This is a genomic window from Pseudomonas sp. D3, from assembly GCF_029320995.1.
Taxonomy (GTDB): domain Bacteria; phylum Pseudomonadota; class Gammaproteobacteria; order Pseudomonadales; family Pseudomonadaceae; genus Aquipseudomonas; species Aquipseudomonas paraveronii.
The window spans coordinates 93902-117259 of the sequence record NZ_CP119772.1 but is presented as its reverse complement, the minus strand read 5'-3'; the positions used below and the strand labels follow the sequence as shown (position 1 = coordinate 117259).

Annotated in this window: 17 protein-coding genes; 8 read left to right on the top strand and 9 right to left on the bottom strand. The window is 62.4% G+C overall.

Going from position 1 to position 23358, the window contains the following annotated elements; genetic code table 11:
- Positions 1–100 precede the first annotated feature (100 nt).
- From P3S72_RS00545 to aspA, 7 genes are all read right to left on the bottom strand, one after another.
- On the bottom strand, positions 101–1192 hold the full coding sequence (locus P3S72_RS00545) for a polyamine ABC transporter substrate-binding protein (RefSeq protein WP_276195514.1): 1092 nt from the start codon (positions 1190–1192) through the stop codon (positions 101–103).
- Positions 1189–2223 carry a histone deacetylase family protein gene (locus tag P3S72_RS00540; RefSeq protein ID WP_276195513.1) on the bottom strand — a complete coding sequence of 345 codons (1035 nt, stop codon included), beginning with the start codon at positions 2221–2223 and terminating at the stop codon, positions 1189–1191. Before P3S72_RS00540 ends, P3S72_RS00545 begins: the two co-directional genes overlap by 4 nt.
- Positions 2224–2356: 133 nt before the next feature.
- A complete protein-coding gene (locus P3S72_RS00535; protein ID WP_276195512.1) occupies positions 2357–3349 on the bottom strand; it encodes an AraC family transcriptional regulator in 993 nt (330 codons plus the stop codon).
- Positions 3350–3408: 59 nt separating this feature from the next.
- Positions 3409–8001 (bottom strand): DUF6543 domain-containing protein, encoded by a 4593-nt coding sequence (locus P3S72_RS00530; protein WP_276195511.1) that lies wholly within the window; start codon positions 7999–8001, stop codon positions 3409–3411.
- A gap of 127 nt (positions 8002–8128) precedes the next feature.
- A complete protein-coding gene (locus tag P3S72_RS00525) occupies positions 8129–9106 on the bottom strand; it encodes an asparaginase (protein ID WP_276195510.1) in 978 nt (325 codons plus the stop codon).
- A 73-nt stretch (positions 9107–9179) separates the two neighbouring features.
- Positions 9180–10631 carry an alanine/glycine:cation symporter family protein gene (locus P3S72_RS00520; protein ID WP_276195509.1) on the bottom strand — a complete coding sequence of 484 codons (1452 nt, stop codon included), beginning with the start codon at positions 10629–10631 and terminating at the stop codon, positions 9180–9182.
- Positions 10632–11011: 380 nt separating this feature from the next.
- Positions 11012–12436, bottom strand: coding sequence for an aspartate ammonia-lyase (aspA, locus tag P3S72_RS00515; protein WP_017850012.1), 1425 nt, complete (start codon positions 12434–12436; stop codon positions 11012–11014).
- Between the two features lie 182 nt (positions 12437–12618).
- Between aspA and P3S72_RS00510 the strand changes: the two genes are divergently transcribed.
- The 5 genes from P3S72_RS00510 (at position 12619) to P3S72_RS00490 (ending at position 16354) form a co-directional block, all read left to right on the top strand.
- On the top strand, positions 12619–13527 hold the full coding sequence (locus P3S72_RS00510) for a LysR substrate-binding domain-containing protein (protein WP_276195508.1): 909 nt from the start codon (positions 12619–12621) through the stop codon (positions 13525–13527).
- Positions 13528–13798: 271 nt separating this feature from the next.
- Positions 13799–14290 (top strand): 5-(carboxyamino)imidazole ribonucleotide mutase, encoded by a 492-nt coding sequence (gene purE / locus P3S72_RS00505; RefSeq protein ID WP_003195648.1) that lies wholly within the window; start codon positions 13799–13801, stop codon positions 14288–14290.
- A gap of 11 nt (positions 14291–14301) precedes the next feature.
- Positions 14302–15387 (top strand): 5-(carboxyamino)imidazole ribonucleotide synthase, encoded by a 1086-nt coding sequence (locus tag P3S72_RS00500; protein ID WP_276195507.1) that lies wholly within the window; start codon positions 14302–14304, stop codon positions 15385–15387.
- A gap of 106 nt (positions 15388–15493) precedes the next feature.
- A complete protein-coding gene (locus P3S72_RS00495; protein ID WP_005792540.1) occupies positions 15494–15739 on the top strand; it encodes a GlsB/YeaQ/YmgE family stress response membrane protein in 246 nt (81 codons plus the stop codon).
- 78 nt (positions 15740–15817) lie between these two features.
- Entirely contained in the window at positions 15818–16354 is a 537-nt protein-coding gene (locus tag P3S72_RS00490; protein WP_276195505.1) for a DUF3299 domain-containing protein, read from the top strand.
- 133 nt (positions 16355–16487) lie between these two features.
- Here the strand turns inward: P3S72_RS00490 and P3S72_RS00485 are convergent, their stop codons facing one another.
- On the bottom strand, positions 16488–17393 hold the full coding sequence (locus P3S72_RS00485; protein ID WP_276195504.1) for a D-hexose-6-phosphate mutarotase: 906 nt from the start codon (positions 17391–17393) through the stop codon (positions 16488–16490).
- A 57-nt stretch (positions 17394–17450) separates the two neighbouring features.
- On the bottom strand, positions 17451–17855 hold the full coding sequence (locus P3S72_RS00480) for an acyl-CoA thioesterase (protein ID WP_010566936.1): 405 nt from the start codon (positions 17853–17855) through the stop codon (positions 17451–17453).
- A 468-nt stretch (positions 17856–18323) separates the two neighbouring features.
- On the opposite strand from P3S72_RS00480, the gene P3S72_RS00475 reads away from it, so the two are divergent.
- The 3 genes from P3S72_RS00475 to P3S72_RS00465 all read left to right on the top strand — a co-directional run bounded on the left by P3S72_RS00475 (position 18324) and on the right by P3S72_RS00465 (position 23347).
- Positions 18324–19613: an MFS transporter gene (locus P3S72_RS00475; RefSeq protein WP_276195503.1), complete on the top strand. Its 1290-nt coding sequence runs from the start codon at positions 18324–18326 to the stop codon at positions 19611–19613.
- Positions 19614–19854: 241 nt separating this feature from the next.
- Complete coding sequence (locus P3S72_RS00470; protein ID WP_247404674.1) at positions 19855–20841, top strand: phosphate ABC transporter substrate-binding protein PstS; 987 nt, start codon at positions 19855–19857, stop codon at positions 20839–20841.
- A 472-nt stretch (positions 20842–21313) separates the two neighbouring features.
- Positions 21314–23347, top strand: a complete 2034-nt coding sequence (locus P3S72_RS00465) for an ABC transporter permease subunit (protein WP_276198014.1) — start codon at positions 21314–21316, stop codon at positions 23345–23347.
- Positions 23348–23358 lie beyond the last annotated feature (11 nt).

Below are 23358 nucleotides of genomic sequence, written 5' to 3'. Positions count from 1 at the left end.
TGACGGGCGCGGTGAGGAGGGCTGCTGGATGCAACCCGAGACCTCGACCACGTTAGAGCGCAGGCCCGTCAGGCGGTGGTAGTTAGATAGCGGGGCGCCCCTAGGTCCCCGATTTGATCTTGGTCCAGGCCCGTGTCCTGGCGCGCTCGGCGTCGCGGCCCAGGGGTTTCAAGGTATACAGTGTGGCCATCGCCGCCTCGGTGGGGTACAGGTTGGGGTTGTGGCGGATCGCAGGGTCGACCAGTTCCGTCGCGTCTTTGTTCGGGTTGGGATAACCGACGAAGTCGCTGATCGGCGCGATCACCTGCGGTTGCAGCAGGTAGTTGATGAAGGTGTAGGCGTCCTGCGGGTTTTTCGCGCCTTTGGGCAGCGCGAGCATGTCGAACCAGATCGGTGCGCCTTCCTTGGGCAGGCGCATGTCCACGATCACGCCGTTCTTGGCTTCCTTGGCGCGGTTGGCGGCCTGGGAGAAGCTGCCTGAGTAACCGACGGCCACGCAGATGTCACCGTTGGCGATATCGGCCATGTATTTGGAGGAGTGGAAGTAGGTGATGTACGGGCGGATTTTCATCAGCAGCGCTTCGGCTTTTTCATAGTCCTTGGGGTTGTTGCTGTTGGGGTCCAGGCCCAGGTGTTGCAGGGCCAGCGGCAGGATCTCGGACGGCGAATCGAGCAGCGCGACGCCGCACTGCTTGAGCTTGCTGATGTTCTCTTCCTTGAAGATCAGGTCCCAGCTGTCCACCGGCGCATCGGCGCCGAGCGCGGCCTTGACCTTGTCGGGGTTGAAGCCGATCAGGATGGTGCCGTACATGTAGGGCACGGCGAACTTGTTGCCGGGGTCGTTGGCCTCGATCAGCTTCATCAGCTTGGGGTCGAGGTGGTTCCAGTTCGGCAGTTGGCTGCGGTCCAGGGGCTGGAACACCCCAGCTTCGATCTGCTTGGCGAGGAACACGTTGGACGGCACCACCACGTCGTACCCGGAATTGCCGGTGAGCAGCTTGGCTTCCAGCGCCTCGTTGGTGTCGAAGATGTCGTACACCAGTTTGACGTTGGGGTTTTGCGCCTTGAAGTCTTCCAGCGCCTTGGGCGTGATGTAGTCGAACCAGTTGTAGACCCGCAGGGTTTTCTCTTCGGCATGGGCCGCGCCGCCGAGAACGGCGGCGCAGAGGACGAGCGACTTGAGCATGTTCATTGGATGGACCCCTCAAAACCTTCGAGAACGTTGACGGCGTTGATGCCGATTTCTGCTACGGCGTAGCCGCCTTCCATCACAAACAGCGTGGGTTTGCCCAGGCGTGCGATGCGTGCGCCCATGGCCAGGTAGTCCGGGCTGTCGAGCTTGAACTGCGAGATGGGGTCGTCCTTGAACGTGTCCACGCCCAGGGACACGACGACGATGTCGGCGGCGTAACGCTCGATTTCTGTGCAAGCCTCGTCAAGCGCTGCGCTCCAGTGCGGCCAGTCGGAACCGGCCGGCAACGGATAGTTGAAGTTGAAGCCTTCCCCGGCGCCTTCTCCGCGTTCGTCGGCGTAGCCGAGGAAAAACGGGAACTCTGCCTCCGGGTGCCCGTGGATCGAGGTAAAGAGCACGTCGTTGCGCGCGTAAAAGATCGATTGAGTGCCGTTGCCGTGGTGGTAGTCCACGTCGAGGATCGCCACCTTCCGCTGGCCCTGGTCGAGAAACGCCTGGGCGGCGATGGCGGCGTTGTTGAGGTAGCAATAACCGCCCATCAAGTCGCCGGCGGCATGGTGCCCCGGCGGGCGGCACAAGGCGAACGCACTGTGGGCGCCGCGCTGGATCGCTTGTTGCGCGGTCAACGCGACCTGGGCGGCGCTGTAGGCGGCTTGCCAGGTGCCGGCGGTAATCGGTGCGCCGCCGTCGAAGCTGTAGTAACCGAGTTGGCCGTGCAGGCTGGTGGGCAACACGTGGCGCAAGGTGCGGGCGGGCCAGGTGTAGGGCAACAGGTCGCCGTCCTCGCCGAATGCGGTCCAGCGTTGCCAGGCGCCTTGGAAGAAGTCCAGGTAGTCGCGGCTGTGCACACGTTCAAGCGGCGCCAGGCCAAAGTCCTGCGGCGCAAGGACCGGGCCCAGCCCACGCTCTTTGACCCGTTGCAGTACGTGGTCGGCGCGCGCGGGCATTTCAAAGCAGGGCATCAGTTGCCCGTCCATCAGTTCACAACGGCCGTGGTGCAGGTGGTGATCGTCCGAGTAGATCGTCAGCATTTTGTTGTTCTCCGCAGGCGGTATCGGTGCTTGCAGTCTTGCGGGCGACGCGCTTTATGAGAACGGCAGGAGCGGCCAAAAGGGGATAAATCGGGCCAAATTGTGTGTCCGCAATTCGCCCATTAATGGGGCGTCATGCGCGAAATTGGCTCGGCGCCACGCCGCTCCAGCGCACAAAGGCATGCCGGAAACTGGCGGTTTCGCTGAACCCCAGTTGCTCGGCGATGCGGTAGATCGGCAATTCATCCGTGGCCAGCCATTGCTTGGCCCGCTCGAAGCGCAGTTCGTCGAGCAGTTCCTGATAGCTGCACCCCAGGTCATGCAAGTGCCGGCGCAGGGTGCGCGGTGAACAGTTCATCTGCGCGGCCAGGCCTTCAATCCCCGGCGCGGCGCCGAGTTGGCTGGCGAGCAACTGGCGGATTCTGCCCAGCCACGCCTGTCGGCCGGTGAACTCCAGGTTCTGCTTGCGGCAACGCTCGGCCATGGCCTGGTGAGTCACGGCGTCGGCCAGCGGCAGGGGCTGGTCGAGCCAGTGCTTGTCGAAGGCGAACGCGTTGGTGCCGGCGTCAAACTGCAGCGGGCAGGCGAAACACTCGCTGTAGCGCGCCCGATAATCCGGCGCGTTGTATTCAAAGCGCGCGCCAAGCAGCGCCAGGGGCTGGCCGAGCAGGTCGTCGCAGATCACCTTCAGCGAGGCCAGGCACAGTTCGACGTTGAACATCTGCATGGCCGGGTTTTCCCGATAGTCACTGGCGGTGAACCAGATGCGCTCGCCATCCGCCTCCAGGCTCAGTTCGAAAAGTGTTCCCAGTAGCGCCGGATACCGCAGTGCCAGGCGCAAAGCGTCACCGAAGGTGGCACTCGTCAGCAGTGCGTAACCGAGCATGCCGTAGGCCGACACATGCATCTGGCGGCCCAGCGCCAGGCCGACATCCCGGCGCAGGGCCACGGCATTGGCGCATACGCGCATTTCCTGATTGGTGGTGATGCGCGTGTCGGCGCGGCTCAAGTCCGCGGCGCAGATGCCGCTGCCCGCGAGCAAGGCCTCGCTGGGCAGCCCTTCGGCCTTGAAGGTGTTGAGCACCAGCGACACCGCGTTGAGGGTGGTGAGATGAGCGTGCAGCATCGACGGCTCCAACGGGTCTGGTGCGGTGAAGGAGCAAGTTGTGTGCCGTCGTCTGCGTGTCAGGCCGGGTTGAAAAATAACGTTGCGGCCTGACTCTCGTTGATCTCGCTGCGGTGGAATGCCACGCGTTGTGTGCTGCTCAGGCCTTTGGTGGTATCGGCTGCCGCGCCAAGGCTGTGCTCTCGTGGTGTCTTGAGGCGTGCGCGGATAAACGACCGGGACGTGGTCCAGTCGGTCGAGTAGTGAAAATGCGCATACCACAGCACCTTATGGGTGCTGCTTTCGGTGATGGTGTATTCGTCCAGGTAATCGGGCCTGATGGACTTGATGCGCCGTCGGCTGATGGTTTTTTTGATGGTGATCGCGTTGCGGGCCTTGAGCCATTGCACGCCGGAGGGGGTGGGCGGGTGCTGTTGAGTCATTCTCAGCACGTTCTCGATGGAGTGTTGATAGAGGGTGGTCGCGGCGTCGCTGAGTGCCTTTTTGACGGTGCTGGCCAGGGCCACGTCGCCTTGCGCGAGGTTCTTCTGGGTCAGGGCTTGCTCGATGTTGCGCGTGGCTTGTTCCAGGCGCTGGGCGTGTTGATGGTACAAGTATTCGATGCCGATGGGCGTGCGCTGGGCTTGACTGGCCAGCCCGGTGATCCGTTGTTTGAAGTCCGGTAATCCGTCGAGCAGGTCCTGGCCGGTGTCCACGCTGGTTTGCAGGTCGATGGGCGTGCTCACCGTCTGTTCGCTCCTGACCCGTTGCACCCAAAAGCCGTCCGGTTTTTCGTGAAACGTGGCCACCACGGTGTTGGACAGGGGCGAGCGAACATCCACCAGCCCGGTGTCCAGGCCCGCGTCGGACAACTGCGGCTCGCCCACCACCATGCCGTGGTAACGGGTGCGGATGAATTTATTCTGCGCGCGTGGCGGAGTGGGCGGCGGGCTGGGGGTGGCTCTCAGCGTGCTGCGCCGGTCGGCTAAATGCGCAAGATGGTTACTGGCGCGCTTGGTGTACTCATCGAGTTGGTCGCGCAGTCGGGTCAGTGGTTCCGCCAGCGAGACGCTGGGGAATTCGGTGGGGAAGTCCTGCAGGCGCTCGCCCAGCACGGTGAACTGTTCGATCAGGCTGCTCAGGGTCTCGATCTGTTCGTCGATTCGCTTGTCACTGTGCTCGCGCAAGGTGTCGCGTAGGGCCTGGATGGCGATGTCGCAGGCATCGACGATATGGTCGATGGCCGTCCACGCCAGCGGTGCGCTGAGGGTGGTGTTTTCGCGCAGGCACAGGTTGCGGGCCAAGGTCACTTGCAACGCCTTGAGGTCGCCGCTGCTGTAGGCGGGCAGCAGGCTTTTGGTGTCCTTTATCAGGCGCAGGCCTTCGCCGGGCAAGTCACGCAGTTCGTTGAAGCGCGTTTCGAAGTAATCCAGGCGCCCAACCATGCCGCGCAGCGTTTCGTTCATTTCGAGCGCATCGGGGATGTTGCGCACGCGTGCATCGGCGGCCTGCTTCGCGATGTGGTCCAAGGTTATGCGTAATTTGGGGGTAAAGGCTTTCAGCACCTCGTTGAGGCCGGTCCAACTGAGGCTCAGTTGAGCTTTGACATACCCCACGGCGCGGTGCAGGTAGTCGGGCGTTGGGGCAACCACATTCAACTCTTTGAGGTTTTGCAGGGCGGTTTCATAGTCTGTGCGCTGGGCCTCCAGTTGATTGAGGTAGGCCCTTTGCGCGGCCTGGGCCGAGGTCGACGGGGCGTCAACCAATGCTTGATGAGCCTTTTGCAGGGTTTCCTGGGCGGTCTTTTTCTGTTGCTCGAAGGTGGTGATCGGGGCGCGCAGTTGGCTTGCCTTGCGTTCGGCTGCCGCCCGGGCTTTGCGCTCCAGGCTCCTTGAGCCGCCACCACGCAGGCGCAGCCGGGTGTCGATGAACCACTCGCCCTTGAGATTGCCGATCAGAAAGGGGCCGTTGCGCATTGGTTGCTTGGGGTCGGCGATCTGCACGTCGTCATTCTCGTCCACCGTCACTTCGAACCAGCGTTCACCGACCTGTGCGTACCATTTATCGAGCAGTGGGTAGAGGTGACGTTGAGGGCCGATGCGCGCCGAGGCTTTGCTGCGCACCCCCGGCTTTTCGACCTTGAAACTGTCCAGCAGGCTGCCCAGGTCGCTGGCATTGCGATTGATCGCGGCAAGCGTGTGCAGGGCATGCGGGTGATTGCCGGGCAGTTCAGGTGCCGAGAGGTTGGCCAACTGTTTGACCGTTACGGGCTTGGCGATCACCTCGGGCTCGACGGGAAGTTTCGGCGCGGGTTCTTCCTTGGCCAGGCGGGGCTCTGACGGTGCGTTGCGGCTGGCGATGTGCAGGGTCAGCACCATCCCGAGGTTGAGCAGTAATGCCGCCAGGGCGGACCATTCAGCCGGTTTGTCCTGCTGCTGCGCGTCGACCACCGCTTGTAGTTGATCCAGGATCTGCCAGATCCAGGCGGCGGTGTTCACGGTTCGGCCCAGGAACGGCAGCGCCGCGTTGAAGATCAGCCAGCCCGCCTGCTTGAACGACGCCCAGCGGCTTTCGGCGTTCGACGCCGACTGACGGTCCGCCAGCGTGATCAGCGCGTTGGCGTTGGCCTTGAACAGCTCGCCGGGCAGGTCACCGCTGAGCACTTGCGTACCGAGATCCATGGGGCCGCTCATCGTATAGAGTTTGACCGGGTCCAGCAGCAGCTCCACGACGGCCCAGGGTGAGGGCAGCTCGCCGGGGAACGCGTAGCGGGCATAGTCGTCGCGCACGCTGTCCGGCAGCCAGGCCAGGACCGAGTCGCGCAGATGGCGCGATTGGCGGATCGCATACAGCAGGTCGGCCGGTGACGGGTATTGCAGCAGTTGCAGCTCGGCCATCGGGCGATACAACAGGCAGGGCCCGGCGCTCTGGTCTTGGGGGCCTATCACAAACATGTTGGCGACCACGTCTTGCGTGCCTGCGCCGCGGTTTTTCGGTGCGAAGGCCAGGGGGCGAAGGACGATGGTTTGCCCGTCGACCTGGCGGTCCGCCGCCTCTGGCGCTAGCACGGCAGCGACGTAGCGATATCCCAGCTCGTCGACCCCGGCGCGTTGGCTGATTTTGTATTGCAACGCCTGCAGCGGCAGTTGGATACGTAAATGGCTGCTGTACAGGCCCTGGCGGCGGGTGGATTCGAGGGCGTTGTCGAGCAACTTGCTTTTGGCCAGGGCCGGGTAGTGTTGGCCGATGTCCACCCGCAGGATCAGGCTTTCGATGTAGGCCACGGTCAGCCACTCAGGCAGGGCGCCGCCGTTGCGCAGGCGAATGCTTTTGTCGCCGAGGGGCAGGCTGATCAGGTTTTGCAGGGCCAGGTCGGCCAGGCTGAAGAGGCTGGTGTCGACCTTGCCCGGCAGGGTGAAACTGCCCCAGACGATCAGGCTGCGCACCTGAATCTCGACGTTATCCAAGTGCAGGTTCGCCGCGTCGGCGTGCTCCTTAAGCATCTCGGCGCGCAGCCTGTCCAGCGCGTAGGTCTGGATCTGCGGGATGTCGTCGTCATAGGACTTGCCGGCGTTGAGGCTGTGCAGGGCGGCGAGGTCTTTCAGATAGCGGGCGTAGAGACTCAGGTCGGTGGTGGAGGCAGACGTCAGCCACTTGGGCAGCGCGTCGAGATAGGGTTTGAGGTCGGGTTGCTTTTCACCCACCAGCTCTTTGGTGGCCGGTGGCAGGTTGAGTGAGGACTCGCTGGGGTCGGTGCGGCTCAGTTGCTGAACGTCGAGTTGCGCAATGAAGGCGAGCTGATGGGCGATCAGCGTGCAAGCCTGGTGATCGAAAAAATGCCCCGTGGGTTCGAACAGTCGCCACTGGATATGGGTGCGCGATTGGCGGTTGAGGTAGTCGGGCAAGCTCCGGCCCAGTTGCTCCAGCGAGGTGAACTTTTCGTAACCGTTGAGCAGCGAGTAGGTGAGGATAAGGGTCTCCCCTTCATAGCTGCCGATCAGCACGGCGATCGACAGCACGCCCAAGTGGGTCACGGTTGCGCCGTCGACCTGATCAACGTCCACCAGGTAGGCGCGGCTGGCGAAGTCGTCGCCGACCTGGCGGCGCGTCAGTTCAGGCGCGGCGTACAGCGTGCGGGCCATGGCACAGTCCTGCGCGTCCCACCCCTCGACACGGGTTACGTTCCACAGCGACCGCAGCGTGCTGGACAGGGCTTGCCAGTGGGTGCCGGAGTTGCCATTGCTGGTGTTCCAGAACGCCACTTGTTGTTCCTGATAGGCGGTGAGCATCAGGGGCGCCAGCAGGTTGATCAGGGTGGCGATCTGTGTGATGCGCACCGGCAGGTGGGCGGTGGGTTGCTGGTTTTTCTGCTGAATGAGGAAGTGCACGCCTTCGATATAGAGCGTGGGTTCGCCCGAGACGGCCTGGTGGGTGAGGATGTCGGTAAGGGGCTGGTACCCGGTGGGGCGGGCGACGATTTCGTCGTCGACAACGTCCCATACCGGTGTGCCGACCATGGCGGTGTCCGGGTCGATGCCGAGGTCTGGGTAGCGTTCCTGCAACGAGCGCCGTAGCAACGCGCTGGCGGCTTCCCGGAAGGCGGGGCCGACGCAGAGTTGAGTGATCAGCGTATCGGAGGGGCTGTGTGGGGGGGTAGACGTTTGTTGGCTCATGGGTTCCTGCCTTGCCATTTCATGGACGCTGCCGGAAGAACAGCTTCGGCATGCTAGAAAGTGGCAAGGCACGGAGGAGGCTAACTATGTAGTTGGCCGGGGTTTTTTACTCAGGTTGCGACCTGATTCAGGCCAACTCACCGCACAGGTCCAGTTCCACCAGGCGGCGCACTTCGCTGGTCGCGAGGCCAGCACCGAGCAGGGCCTGCAACTTACCGAACGCGGCTTCACGGGTCATGCCGCCACCGGACAACACGCCCACGCCACGCAAACGGCTGCCCGCTTCGTAGACGTCCAGTTCCACGCCGCCTTCATGGCATTGGGTGATGGCGACCACGACCACGCCTTGCGCCTGTGCACGCTGGAGGCTGGCGAGGAACTCGGGGTTATCGCTGGGCCCGGTGCCGCTGCCGAAGCATTCCAGGATCAGTGCCTTGAGGCCGCTGCCGATCAGCGCATCCAGTTGCGCGGCAGCGATGCCCGGCACCAGCGGCAGCACGCCGACGTTGGCCAGGGCTTTGGGCTGACGGTAATCCAATGCAGCGGGCAGTGCCTCGGCCTTGGCCACACCGCCGTTGCGTTGCAGCGCGGCAAACGGATGGCGCCCGAAACTGCGGACCTTCGCACAGCGTGTCGGCGCCATCAGCGTGCCGTGAAAGTACAACTGCACACCCGGCGCCAGGCCTTGGCCCAGGGCCAACAGCGCACCGCTGACGTTTTCCCAGGCATCGCTGTCCGGCACGCCGGCGGGGAGCATGGAGCCGGTGAACAGCACCGGCGCCGGCAGGCCCAACAGTTGGAAGCTCATGGCGGCCGCGCTGTAGGCCAAGGTGTCGGTGCCGTGCAGGATCAGCACCGCGTCGCAACCGTCGTCCACGGCCTCGACCACGGCGGTGCGCAGGCGCTGCCAGTAGGCCGGGGTCATGTTGGCGCTGTCGATCAGCGGCGCCATTTCCCGGAAGCGCCATGCAGGCACGGGCTGGTTGGCGAGTTGTTCGCGCATACGGGCTTCGAAACCGGATGCGGGGGTCAGGCCGTTGGCGCTGGCTTGCATGCCGATGGTGCCGCCGGTGTAGAGCACCATGACGTTGTTAGCTGCTTGCATCGAAAAATCTCCTGAACGAAAAACGCCGCCAAGCCCAGAGCATGCCCAAGGCCAGGCGGCGTGTCATCTACGCTTAGCGTTGCGCCAGCGCGATCGATTCAGCAGGCGCTTTAGCGGCAGGCTCCGGTTTCACCGGGTTGGCCGGCCAGGCGTTGCGGTCCAGGTCCAGGTCGGGGAACTGGCTGGAGTCGAAGACCGGGGTCTTGATGCCCGCTGCGCGCTGGTTGTCGTAGTCGTTCAGGATGCGCATGGCAATCTTGAACAGGAACGCCAGGGCGAACAGGTTGACGAATGCCAGCATCGTCATGGTGATGTCGGCAAAGGCAAACACGGTGCTCAGGTTCTCAATGGAACCCCAGAAAATCAGCACCAGCACCAGTGCGCGGTAGCCCATCAGCACCTTGCGGTTGTTGCCGACCAAAAAGCGCAGGTTGCTCTCGCCGAGGTAGTAGTTGTACATGATCGAGGTGAACACGAACAACGCCAGGGCCACCGAGATGAACATCCGGCCCCACTCGCCGACCACGGCCGCCAGGGAGTTCTGGGTCAGGGCAATGCCGTCGCCTTCGAAGCCTGGGGTGTAGAAACCGGAGAGCAGGATCAGCAACGCGGTGCAGGTGCAGATCACGAAGGTGTCGAGGAACACGCTGAACGCTTGCACCACACCTTGGGCGATCGGGTGTTCCACCGACGCGACTGCTGCCACGTTAGGCGCACTGCCCAAACCGGCTTCGTTGGCGAACACGCCGCGCTTCACACCCATGATGATCGCGCTGCCCACCAGGCCGCCGAAAGCCGGGTCGAGGCCGAACGCGCTCTTGACGATGGTCGCGAGCATGGCCGGCACGTGGTCGAATTGCAGCACGATCACGTACAGGGTCACGGCGATGTAGACCAGGGTCTTGACCGGCACCAGCAGGTCGGCGATCGAGGCGATCCGCTTGATCCCGCCGATGAACACCAGGCCCAGCAATGCCGCCAGGGCCAGGCCGGTGTAGGTGGTGTCGAGGCCGAAGGCATTGTTCAGCGAATGCGTCACGGCATGGGCTTGCAGGCCGTTGAACGCAAAACCGAAGGTCACCAGCAGCAGGAACGCCATCACCATGCCCAGCCAGCGTTTGTGCAGGCCATGCTGGATGTAATAGGCCGGGCCGCCACGGAAGGTGCCTTCGGCGTCGGTGCGCTTATACAGTTGGCCGAGGGAGCACTCGATAAAGCTCGAGGACATGCCCACCAACGCGGTGACCCACATCCAGAACACGGCACCCGGGCCGCCCAGGGTCACGGCAATGCCGACGCCTGCGATGTTACCGGCACCGACGCGGCCGGCCAGGCTGAGCATCAGCGCCTGGAACGAGCTGAGCTGGTCGGAGCTGTTTTTCAGGCTGTCGCGAAACACCGAAAACATGTGGAAAAAGTGACGCAACTGAACGAAACGCGAGCGGATCGTGAAGTAGCCGCCGAGCCCGACAATGAGCACGATCAGTACTTTCCCGGAGAGGAAGTCGTTGATGACTTCGAGCATGGAGTGTTCCTCGCTGATTTTTCTAATGGCAAACGCAGGACGGTTCGACGCTGTCGCTTGGCACCAGGCAGTGCGCGACGGTTCGACCCAATCCTTTTGCGGGTGTTGTTATTCATGCGGTTTCGCGTGTGTCCGGGCCTCGTTACCGACGACCGTTGGCGCGAAGAGGGGCGGCACTATACCTAGGCGAACGTGATCCGTCTGCCTGGGCTGATTAAAGGTTTCAGCCAAGGGGTGGCGGGCACGGGCAATATTGGAATTTTTATGGGCGTCATTTCACAACCTTGAGGCAAAAAAAAGGGCCTGAAGAACGAGCCTTCGGGCCCTCAAAAGGTGAGAGGTGTCTAGTCCCTCAACCTGGTGAGCGGTGCAACAAACGCTTAGGCCTTCAGTGGGACCAAACGTGGGGCAATCATGTTTTCGGGGCGCAGGATGTCGTCGAGCATGGCGTCGTCGAGCAAGCCTTCTTCGCGCACCAGTTCCAGCACGCCGCGGCCGCTTTCGAGGGCGATACGCGCGATGCGGGTGGCGTTTTCATAGCCGATGTACGGATTCAACGCGGTGACCAGGCCGATGGAGTGCTCCACCAGTTCGCGGCAGCGCGCTTCGTTGGCGGTGATGCCGACGATGCAGTGCTCGCGCAGCATGTCCATGGCGCGTTGCAGCAGGCGGATCGAGTCGAAGATCTTGAAGGCGATCAGCGGTTCCATCACGTTCAACTGCAGTTGGCCGCCTTCGGCTGCCATGGTCAGGGCCAGGTCGTTGCCGATGACCTGGAAGGCCACTTGGTTGACGGCTTCCGGGATCACCGGGTTGACCTTGCCGGGCATGATCGAGCTGCCTGGCTGGCGTGCCGGCAGGTTGATCTCGTTGATGCCGGTACGTGGGCCGCTGGACAGCAGGCGCAGGTCGTTGCAGATCTTCGACAGCTTCACCGCAGTCCGCTTGAGCATGCCGGAGAACAGCACGAAGGCGCCCATGTCGGAGGTGGCTTCGATCAAGTCCGCCGCCGGAACCAGCGGCTGGCCGCTGATGGTGGCCAGGCGTTGTACGGCCAGGGCCTGGTAACGCGGGTCGGCGTTGATGCCGGTGCCGATGGCGGTGCCGCCCAGGTTCACTTCGGTCAACAGCTCCGGCGCCAGGGTTTTCAGGCGGGCCAGGTCTTCGTTGAGGGTGGTGGCAAAGGCGCGGAATTCCTGGCCGAGGGTCATCGGCACGGCGTCTTGCAATTGGGTACGGCCCATTTTCAGCACGTGGTTGAACTCGACGCCCTTGGCGGCGAACGCCTGGATCAGGCTGTCGAGGCTGGCCAGCAGCGCGTCATGGCCCAGCAGCAGACCCAGGCGGATCGCGGTTGGGTAGGCGTCGTTGGTCGACTGCGCCATGTTCACGTCGTTGTTCGGGTGCAGGTACTGGTATTCGCCCTTGTTGTGGCCCATGGCCTCCAACGCGATGTTGGCGATGACTTCGTTGGCATTCATGTTGGTTGAAGTGCCGGCGCCGCCTTGAATCATGTCCACCACGAACTCTTCGTGGAAGTCGCCGCGGATTAGGCGGGCACAGGCTTCGCTGATGGCTGCGTGCTTGGCTTCGCTGAGCTGGCCCAACTCGCGGTTGGCGTCAGCGGCTGCTTGCTTGACCATTGCCAGGCCGACCACCAATTTCGGGTAATGCGAAATCGGAACGCCCGAGAGGCGGAAGTTATTCACCGCTCGCAGGGTCTGGATGCCGTAATACGCTTGGGCAGGTACTTCGAGTACGCCAAGCAGGTCTTTTTCTGTGCGGAATGATGCAGCGGAGGACATGATGGAAATCATCTCGATATGGACCCGGAACTAGCCGGAACGCTGTGAATGCTAGGCTTGTGGAAGTTTTTGGGCCAATGCTGTTAAGCACTGGCCTATGCACAAACGGCATAATGGTCGTGTGACCCGGCTATCATGGCGGGCGTGTGGGCCAAAATGGTGCGCACCCGTGGGAGGAACTGATGAACCTTGAGAGCAAATGGCTGGAAGACTTCAGCGCCCTGGCGGCGACGCGCAGTTTTTCCCAGGCGGCGGAGCGACGCTTTGTCACCCAGCCGGCGTTCAGTCGCCGTATCCGCAGCCTGGAGGCCGCACTGGGCCTGACCCTGGTCAACCGCTCGCGCACGCCGGTGGAATTGACGGCGGCGGGGCAGTTGTTCCTGGTGACCGCGCGCACGGTGGTCGAGCAGCTCGGTGAAGTGCTGCGCCATTTGCACCATCTGGAAGGCGGGCAGGGCGAAGTCATGCAAGTGGCGGCGGCCCACTCCCTGGCGCTGGGCTTCTTCCCGCGCTGGATCGCGCAACTGCGCAACGAGGGTTTGAACATTGCGACCCGTTTGGTCGCCACCAACGTCGGCGACGCCGTGCATGCCCTGCGCGAAGGCGGTTGCGACTTGATGCTGGCGTTCTACGACCCGGATGCGGCGATGCAGATGGATCCGGAGATCTTCCCGTCACTGCACCTGGGCAATACCGAAATGCTCCCGGTGTGCGCCGCCGATGCCGAGGGCAAGCCATTGTTCGACCTGGAAGGGGAAGGCAGTGTGCCGCTGCTGGCCTACAGCGCCGGAGCATTTCTGGGGCGTTCGGTGAACCTGCTGTTGCGCCAACGTGCCTTGCGCTTTACCACGGTTTACGAAACCGCGATGGCCGACAGCCTCAAAAGCATGGCCCTGGAAGGCCTGGGCATTGCCTGGGTGCCGCAACTGAGTGTGCGGGCGGAACTGGCCCGCGGTGAGCTGGTGGTGTGCGGCGGGTCGCAATGGCACGTGCCGCTGGAGATTCGTTTGTACCGCTGTGCGTTGGTGCGCAAGGCGAATGTGCGGTTGTTGTGGCGCAAGCTGGAAGGTGGCGCGGCGCAGACTACTTGAGCCCAACACCGCTCAACGGTGGGAGGGGGCAAGCCCCCTCCCACAGGGATTTTTGGTGTTTTCGCTGACTCTTAAGTCAATAAAATCGTTGGTTTGCGCCGCTAGACAGATGGTCAACCGAGGGGCTGTTTATCTGCGTTATTACGGTATACTGCGCGGCCTTCGGCCGGTCCAACCGGCCTTAATTCGTACACCAAGCCACGCCGGATTTCCCGCGTGGCTTGTTGTTTTTTGACGCGCCTGCGGGCGCCCAGAGAGAAGAGGCACGACGATGAGTGCATTGGTTGGCGTGATCATGGGCTCCAAGTCCGATTGGTCCACCCTTAGCCACACCGCCGATATGCTGGAAAAACTCGGCATTCCGTATGAAGTGAAAGTGGTCTCTGCCCACCGCACCCCGGATTTGCTGTTCCAGTATGCCGATGAAGCAGAATCCCGTGGCATCGAGGTGATCATCGCCGGTGCCGGCGGTGCAGCGCACCTGCCGGGCATGTGTGCGGCCAAGACCCACCTGCCGGTGCTTGGCGTACCGGTGCAGTCGTCGATGCTCTCGGGCGTGGATTCGCTGTTGTCCATCGTGCAGATGCCAGCCGGTATTCCGGTGGCAACCCTGGCGATCGGCAAGGCCGGCGCGATCAACGCCGCGTTGTTGTCCGCCAGCATCCTGGGCGCCAAGCACCCGCAGTTCCACGCGGTGCTGAAAAAATTCCGTGCTGAACAAACAGACAGCGTGCTGGACAATCCAGACCCACGTATCGCCTGAGGTTGTTGACGATGAAAATCGGTGTAATCGGTGGCGGCCAACTGGGTCGCATGCTGGCCCTGGCGGGAACGCCGCTGGGGATGAACTTCGCTTTCCTGGACCCGGCGCCGGATGCCTGTGCGGCCGCGTTGGGTGAACACCTGCGCGCTGACTACAGCGACCCGGCCCACCTGCGCCAACTGGCCGACGAAGTCGACCTGGTGACCTTCGAGTTCGAAAGCGTCCCGGCCGAAACCGTGGCCTTCCTCTCGCAGTTCGTGCCGGTGTACCCGAGCGCCGAAGCCTTGCGCATCGCCCGTGACCGCTGGTTCGAGAAGAGCATGTTCAAGGACCTGGGCATTCCTACCCCGGCCTTCGCCGATATCCAGTCCCAGGCGGACCTGGACGCCGCCGTCGCCAGCATCGGCCTGCCGGCCGTGCTGAAAACCCGCACCCTGGGTTACGATGGCAAGGGCCAGAAAGTCCTGCGCACCGCCGCCGATGTGGTCGGTACTTTCGCCGAGCTGGGCAGCGTGGCCTGCCTGCTGGAAGGCTTCGTGCCGTTCACCGGCGAAGTCTCGCTGATCGCCGTGCGTGCCCGCGATGGCGAGACCCGCTTCTACCCGCTGGTGCACAACACCCACGACAACGGCATCCTCAAGCTGTCCGTGGCCAGTACCGATCACCCGTTGCAGGCCCTGGCCGAAGACTATTCCAGCCGTGTGCTCAAGCAACTGGATTATGTCGGCGTGATGGCGTTCGAGTTCTTTGAAGTCGACGGTGGCCTCAAGGCCAACGAAATCGCCCCGCGCGTCCACAACTCCGGGCACTGGACCACCGAAGGCGCCGAGTGCAGCCAGTTCGAGAACCACCTGCGCGCGGTGGCGGGCTTGCCGCTGGGCTCTACGGCCAAGGTGGGCGAGAGCGCCATGCTCAACTTCATCGGTGTGGTACCGCCGGTTGAAAAAGTCGTCGCCATCGACGATTGCCACCTGCATCACTACGGCAAGGCCTTCAAGGCCGGGCGCAAGGTCGGCCACGCCAACCTGCGCTGCCAGGACCGTGCGACGCTGCAAGCGCAGATCCTTAAAGTAGAGGCGTTGATCGCCGAGCAATAATCCTGGGGGCGGCGGGAACCATTGCCGGCCGCCGTCTCTCTGATGGCAGGATGATAAAGCCTGACTAGGCTTTGTCATGACCCACATTCAATCAGAGGGAAATGCCATGGGTATCATCGGAACCATCTTTATCGGCCTGATCGTCGGCCTGCTGGCGCGTTTCCTCAAGCCCGGCGACGACAGCATGGGCTGGATCATGACCATCCTGCTGGGTATCGCCGGCTCCCTTGCCGCCACCTATGGCGGTCAGGCACTGGGTATCTACCAGGCAGGCCAGGGCGCGGGCTTCATCGGCGCATTGGTCGGCGCCATTGTGTTGTTGGTGATCTACGGCCTGATCAAAAAGAAGTAATCGAGCGACAAAGTCCTCTGCGCTGCGCAGGCGCAGAGGGCTAGAATGCCGGCACTGTTTACCTTGTCGAGCTCCTCCATGCGCCGTCTCCTCTTGATGTTTCTCCTGTTGGGCCCTGGCCTGGCTCATGCTGGCGAATTGCCGGAAACCGACTGGCTGGACCTGATGCCGCTGTCGGACCAGAAAGCCCTCGAACAGATGCCGGAAATCGACCACAACTCCCCCGAAGCCCAGGGCACCTTTACCGACAAAGGTGGCTTGAAGCAGAGCAAGGGGTTGCCGGCGGTGATGTATTCCACTAAGACCGTGGCCGCCATGAACGGCAAGAACATCCGCATCGGCGGTTACCCGGTGCCCTTGGAAACCGACGCCAAGGGCCGCAGTACGCTGTTCTTCCTGGTGCCGTACCCCGGCGCATGCATCCACGTGCCGCCACCGCCGCCGAACCAGTTGGTATTGGTGCGTTACCCCAAGGGGTTGAAGCTGGATGATATCTACACGCCGCTGTGGGTCACGGGCACGGTGAAGGTGGAGACGGTCAACAATGACCTGGCCGATGCGGCGTATGCGTTGGATGCGCAGAAGGTGCGGGCGGTGAAGGAGTCGGATCTCTAAAACCCAACGCATAACAATGTGGGAGGGGGCTTGCTCCCGATAGCGGTCTATCAGACACAAATGTGCTGACTGACCCTCTGCTATCGGGAGCAAGTCGAATCGTCGCACCGCCCCTCCCACATTTTGATTGGGTTTACAGCTCGAGACTGATGATGCTCACGCCCAGCGTGTGGCTTTCGCCCGGCGCCAACGCCACCACATCATCCAGCACATTGGCCGTCTCGATGCACAACATGCCCTGCCAGCCGTCGTCGGCCATGTCGTCGAAGGCCTTGGCCCGTTCGGTCCAGGGGTTCCAGATCACGGTCGACCGGGAACCTTCGCTGGTGAGCTGGACGCGGCGCTGCCAGTCTTTATCAACGATGTTCAGCTGAGCGGGGGTGTCGAGGTAGATGCGGTCGGTCTCGGCGCTGAAGTGCAGCAGCCCCGCCTGTTGCCGGGTGGCCCAACCGTCGGCGGTATCGATATACGAACACCCGTCCAGGCCTTCGACCTGCACGTTGCGCACGTCGCTTACGGCGAAGTAGGTGTGCAGCGCCTGGCTGAGGGTCACCGTTTCGTGGCCATGGTTATGGCTGGTCAGGCGAATGTGCAGTTGATCGTCCAAGCGCAGGCTCAGCTTCAGGTCGACCTGATGGGGCCAGCCGGGAAAGCCGCCCGCAGGTACGGGGAGTACCAGATCGACGCGCAGCGCGTCGCCGTCGCCGTCGAGTTCGGTCGTGGCCAATTCCCAGATCGCAGTACGCACGAAACCGTGGGCCCCCGCAGGTTGATCGCTCTGGCGCATGGCCTGCACGCTGTGCGGGTTGCGGTCGAACACGCCAAACCACGGCCAGCACACCGGTACACCGGTGCGGATACCTTTGCCGGCCTTGAAGACGGCGGCCTTGTTCGGCCAGATCAGCGGCTGCTCGCCTGCGCGTTGGTAGCTGAAGATGTGCGCGCCCTGTTGGGCCACCATCAGTTCGGCACCGTTGTGGCGGATGCGCCAGCAGTCCAGCTCGTCGATTTTCACGGTTTCAACGTGGGGCGTGGGCATAACAAAGCACTCTCAATGGCAGGCAATGGGCAATTGACCGTCAAAACCCGGCGAGGTTTAACGCGCCCGCGACGGCACCGAACGGGTACGGCCGCTGCCATCGATGGCGACGAACACGAACACCGCCTCGGTGACCTTGCGCCATTCGCTGGACAGCGGGTCGTCGCTCCACACTTCGACCATCATCTGGATCGAGCTGCGGCCGATTTCCAGCGCCTGGGTATAGAAGGACAATTGCGCGCCCACGGCCACCGGCACCAGGAACGCCATGCGATCAATGGCCACGGTAGCCACACGCCCGCCTGCGACCTTGCTGGCCATCGCCGTTCCGGCCAGGTCCATCTGCGAGACCAGCCAGCCGCCGAAGATATCGCCGAAACCGTTGGTTTCACGCGGAAGCGCGGTGATTTGCAGGGCGAGATCGCCTTGCGGAATGGGATCTTCTTGTTCGAGTTCGATCATGCCGAGGGTGCCTCTGAGCCGTGACGCTTCATGGGTGTTTCAAGTGGATAGTCGTCTCGTAGAAAAACATTCCAGCACCCACGCACGACGCGAGCTGTGTTTCTCGTAAGGCGTACTAAAGGGAAACTCTGCCAAACCGGCTGGATGGCACCCAACGGCGTTTTGGCACAGCAGCCCCTCAAGACTGCGGGTCTGGCGCTTGCAAGGGCCGAGTATATCGAGACGCTGGCGTCGCGACGACCTCTGGGCGCTCATTTGGTCGGTAAATAGACGCTGTAATGGAGCTTTTTCCGGCAACTGTTCTTCTGCCCAGGTTGACGGACTCTCTGCGCCGTGGGTATTTCGCCTGTCTGGACGGTTAAGCGTTCGGCGCTGTGCTTTTTCCGGCGATTTGTTATCTTGCCAGACCGCCGCAAGCCCAGGGCGTGCCGTCCCTATTACGCTGATTACTATAAGAGAAGCCTTGCCATGTCCTCCGTGCCCGCAAGCAGTGCGCAACCGTCGCGCCCGCTGACCCGCAACGACTACAAAACCCTGTCGCTGTCTGCCTTGGGCGGGGCGCTGGAATTCTACGATTTCATCATCTTCGTGTTTTTCGCCACCGTGGTCGGAAAACTGTTCTTCCCGGCCGACATGCCCGAGTGGCTGCGTATGATGCAGACCTTCGGCATCTTCGCCGCCGGCTACCTGGCGCGCCCCCTGGGCGGCATCATCATGGCGCACTTCGGTGACCTGCTGGGCCGCAAGAAAATGTTCACCCTGAGCATCTTCATGATGGCCGTGCCGACCCTGATCATGGGCCTGCTGCCGACCTACGCGCAGATCGGCCTGTGGGCGCCGATCCTGTTGCTGCTGATGCGCGTGATCCAGGGCGCGGCGATCGGCGGCGAAGTGCCGGGCGCCTGGGTGTTCGTCTCCGAGCACGTCCCGCCGCGGCACATTGGCTACGCCTGCGGCACCCTGACCAGCGGCCTCACCGCCGGCATCCTGTTGGGTTCGCTGGTGGCCACCGCCATCAACACGCTCTACAGCCCGGAACAGGTCTCGGATTACGCCTGGCGCATCCCGTTCCTGCTCGGCGGTGTGTTCGGCCTGCTGTCGGTGTACTTGCGCCGCTGGCTGCATGAAACGCCGATCTTCGCCGAGATGCAGCAACGCAAGACACTCGCCGCCGAACTGCCGCTGCGCGCGGTACTGCGTGACCACCGTGGCGCCATCGTGCTGTCGATGCTGCTGACCTGGCTGCTGTCGGCCGGCGTCGTAGTCGTCATCCTGATGACCCCGACCGTGCTGCAAACCCTCTATCACTTCAGCCCGACCGTTGCGCTGCAAGCCAACAGCCTGGCCATCGTGACCCTGAGCCTGGGCTGCATTGGCGCCGGCGCCCTGGCCGACCGCTTCGGTGCCGGCCGCATACTCTTGGCCGGCTGCGCGATGTTGCTGGCGACCTCCTGGACGCTGTATCACAGCCTGCTGGACCACCCGGACTGGCTGTTCCCGCTGTACGCCCTGACCGGCCTGTTTGTCGGCACCATCGGCGTGGTGCCTTACGTGATGGTCAAAGCCTTCCCGCCGGTGGTGCGTTTCAGCGGGTTGTCGTTTTCCTACAACGTGGCCTACGCCGTGTTCGGCGGGCTGACGCCGTTGGCGGTGTCGCTGCTGATGAAGGAAAGCCCGATGGGCCCGGCCTACTACGTTGCCGTCCTGTGTGTGATGGGGATGGGGGTGGGTGGGTATCTGTGGAAGCGCGGCAGGTAATCAAGCATCTGAAGATCGTTCCTGCGCAGTAGCGTAGGAGCGATCATAGGTTACAGAGTGTTTCAGCGTCATCGCTTCAACCGCCTCGCCATCCCCGTCTTTTCGGCACTTGCCGCCTGCAGCCGCTTTTTCTCGCAATACTGGCCTTTCATCTAATTGTCATATTCCGGACATAGAGTGTTCACACGGCCTACCGATACTTGGTCCCGATCTAACTATCACTATCTGCTAGGAGTAAGGCATGAAACTGAAGCGTTTGATGGCGGCAATGACTTTTGTCGCTGCTGGCGTTGCGACTGCCCACGCGGTGGCCGCTGGTGTTGACCCGGCAATTCCGGCTTACGTGAAGACCACTGGTGTGTCGGGCAACTTGTCCAGCGTCGGTTCCGATACCCTGGCTAACCTGATGACCCTGTGGGCTGAGGGTTACAAAAAGGAATACCCGAACGTCAACATCCAGATTCAAGCTGCTGGTTCTGCCACTGCGCCACCTGCGCTGACTGAAGGCACCTCCAACCTGGGCCCGATGAGCCGCAAGATGAAGGACACCGAACTGGCTGCCTTCGAGCAGAAGTACGGCTATAAGCCAACCGCTATCCCGGTTGCCGTGGATGCCCTGGCCGTGTTCGTCCACAAAGACAACCCGATCAAGCACCTGACCATGGAACAAGTCGACGCGATCTTCTCCTCGACTCGTCTGTGCGGTAGCAAAGCCGACGTGAAAACCTGGGGCGACCTGGGTGTGACCGGCGACCTGGCCAACAAGCCAGTGCAATTGTTCGGTCGTAACTCGGTATCCGGCACCTACGGCTACTTCAAGGAAGAAGCCCTGTGCAAAGGCGACTACAAGCCTAACGTGAACGAACAACCTGGCTCGGCTTCGGTCGTGCAGTCGATCAGCTCCTCGCTGAACGGCATCGGTTACTCGGGCATCGGCTACAAGACCGCCAGCGTGAAGACTGTGGCCCTGGCCAAGAAAGGCAGCACTGACTTCATCGAAGACAGCGAAGAAAACGCCCTGAACGGCAAATACCCACTGTCGCGTTTCCTCTACGTTTACGTCAACAAAGCCCCGAACAAGCCGCTGGCTCCACTGGAAGCTGAGTTCGTGAAACTGGTGCTGTCGAAGCAGGGCCAGGAAGTAGTAGTGAAAGACGGTTACATCCCACTGCCAGCCAAAGTAGCCGCCAAGGCCCTGGCTGACCTGGGTCTGAAAGAAGGCAACTAAGTTGCTAGGCCGGGTAAAACCGGCCTTTCTGTAGGAGCGAGTGGCGATAGAGCACCGCGTTTATTCAGAAGCGGCGCTTATCGTTAACGTTCTTCGCGAGCAAGCTCGCTCCTACAGAACCTCCGAATTTTTTGGTCCGCTGCCAGCCCTGCTAAGCGGCGGATTTTTTGCGTCACTGCACTGTCATCTTTCTGTCATACAGGATCGCTAGGGTGTGCGCATGAATGATCTGGCCAATTCCACCATGACGACGACTTCTCCCCCCAAGCGCATTGACTTCAATACGCCTGAGCTGCAACGCAAGCGCCGCATTCGCGCGCTCAAGGATCGCCTGACCCGTTGGTACGTGCTGGTCGGCGGCCTCGCCGTTCTCGGCGCTATCACCTTGATCTTCTTCTTCCTGGCCTACGTGGTCGCGCCCTTGTTCCAAGGCGCCTCGCTGACCAAGGAAGCCGCGCTGACACCGGCGTGGATACAAGACGCGGGCAAGCCGTTGATGATCTCTCTGGAAGAACAGAACCAGGTCGCCATGCGGGTTTCCGACAAGGGCCAGGCGCTGTTCTTCGACGTGGGCACCGGTGCCGAACTCAAGCGCGTCGACCTGCCGCTGGCGGCCGGCGTCAGCGTGGTGTCGATTGGTAAAGACCAGCCGGGCAGCCCGCTGGTGATCCTCGGTTTGTCCAATGGCCAGTCCCTGGTGTTCCGCCACACCTACAAGGTGTCCTACCCGGACGGCAAGAAGACCATCAGCCCGGCGATCGAATACCCTTACGGCGAAACCCCGATCGTGCTGGATGACGCCGGTCGCCCGCTGGAGCATGTCGCGCTGAACGCCACCGACACATCGCTGGTGGTGGCCGGCTCGGCCGGTTCGCGCTTGAACGTGCTGTCCCTGAGCCGTGAAGAAAACATGATGACCGGCGAGGTCACCAGCGAGCAGAAGCGCATCGAGCTGCCGCAGATGACCGAGCCGGTGAAGGCGATCTTCATCGACCCACGCCAGCAGTGGCTGTACGTGATCAACGGCCGTGCCCTGGCCGATGTGTTCAGCCTGCGCGACAAGAGCCTCAACGGTCGCTACAAACTGCTGGAGGATGGCGGTGCCGAAATCACCGCCAGTACCCAACTGGTGGGCGGTATCTCGCTGATCGTCGGTAACTCCAAGGGTGGCCTGGCCCAGTGGTTCATGGCCCGTGACCCGGATGGCGAACAGCGCCTGAAGCTGATCCGCACCTTCGAGATGGGCACTGCGCCCATCGTTGAAATCACTGCCGAAGAACGTCGCAAAGGCTTCACCGCCCTCGACGCTTCCGGCAAATTCGGCGTGTTCCACAGCACCGCCCACCGCACCCTGTTGGTGGACCCGGTGGTCGACGGCCAGGGCGTGTTCGGCCTGTCGCCACGGGCCAACCGCGTGATCGTCGAAGCCGGCGGCAAGCTGCAACCGTTGCTGCTCGACAACCCGCACCCGGAAGTGTCGTGGAGCGCGCTGTGGAGCAAGGTCTGGTACGAAAACTACGACGAGCCTAAATACGTCTGGCAATCGACCGCCGCCAACACCGACTTCGAACCCAAGATGAGCCTGGCGCCGCTGACCTTCGGTACGCTGAAGGCCGCGTTCTACGCCATGTTGCTGGCCGCACCGCTGGCCGTTGCGGCGGCGATCTACACCGCGTACTTCATGGCCCCGAGCCTGCGCCGCAAGGTCAAGCCGGTGATCGAGCTGATGGAAGCGATGCCGACGGTGATCCTCGGCTTCTTCGCCGGCCTGTTCCTCGCGCCGTATGTCGAAGGGCATCTGCCGGGGATTTTCAGCCTGCTGATGCTGGTGCCGATTGGCATCCTGGTGGCCGGCTTTGTCTTCAGCCGCCTGCCTGAGTCCATTCGCCTGCGGGTTCCCGATGGCTGGGAAAGCGCGATCCTGATCCCGGTGATCCTGTTTGTGGGCTGGCTCTCGCTGTACATGAGCCCGTACCTGGAAACCTGGTTCTTCGGCGGCGACATGCGCATGTGGATCTCCCACGACCTGGGCATCACCTATGACCAGCGCAACGCCCTGGTCGTTGGCCTGGCCATGGGGTTCGCGGTGATCCCGAACATCTACTCCATCGCCGAAGATGCCGTGTTCAGCGTGCCGCGCGGCCTGACCCTGGGCTCCCTGGCCCTGGGCGCCACGCCGTGGCAGACCATGACTCGCGTGGTCATCCTGACCGCCAGCCCGGGGATTTTCTCGGCGCTGATGATCGGCATGGGCCGCGCCGTAGGCGAGACCATGATCGTACTGATGGCCACCGGTAACACCCCGGTGATGGAGATGAACCTGTTCGAAGGCCTGCGCACCCTGGCGGCCAACGTCGCGGTGGAGATGCCCGAGTCGGAAGTGGGCGGCAGTCACTACCGCGTGCTGTTCCTCTCGGCGCTGGTGCTGCTGTTGTTCACCTTCATCATGAACACCCTCGCCGAGCTGATTCGTCAGCGTCTGCGCAAGAAATACTCGTCGCTTTAAGAAAGGTAGAA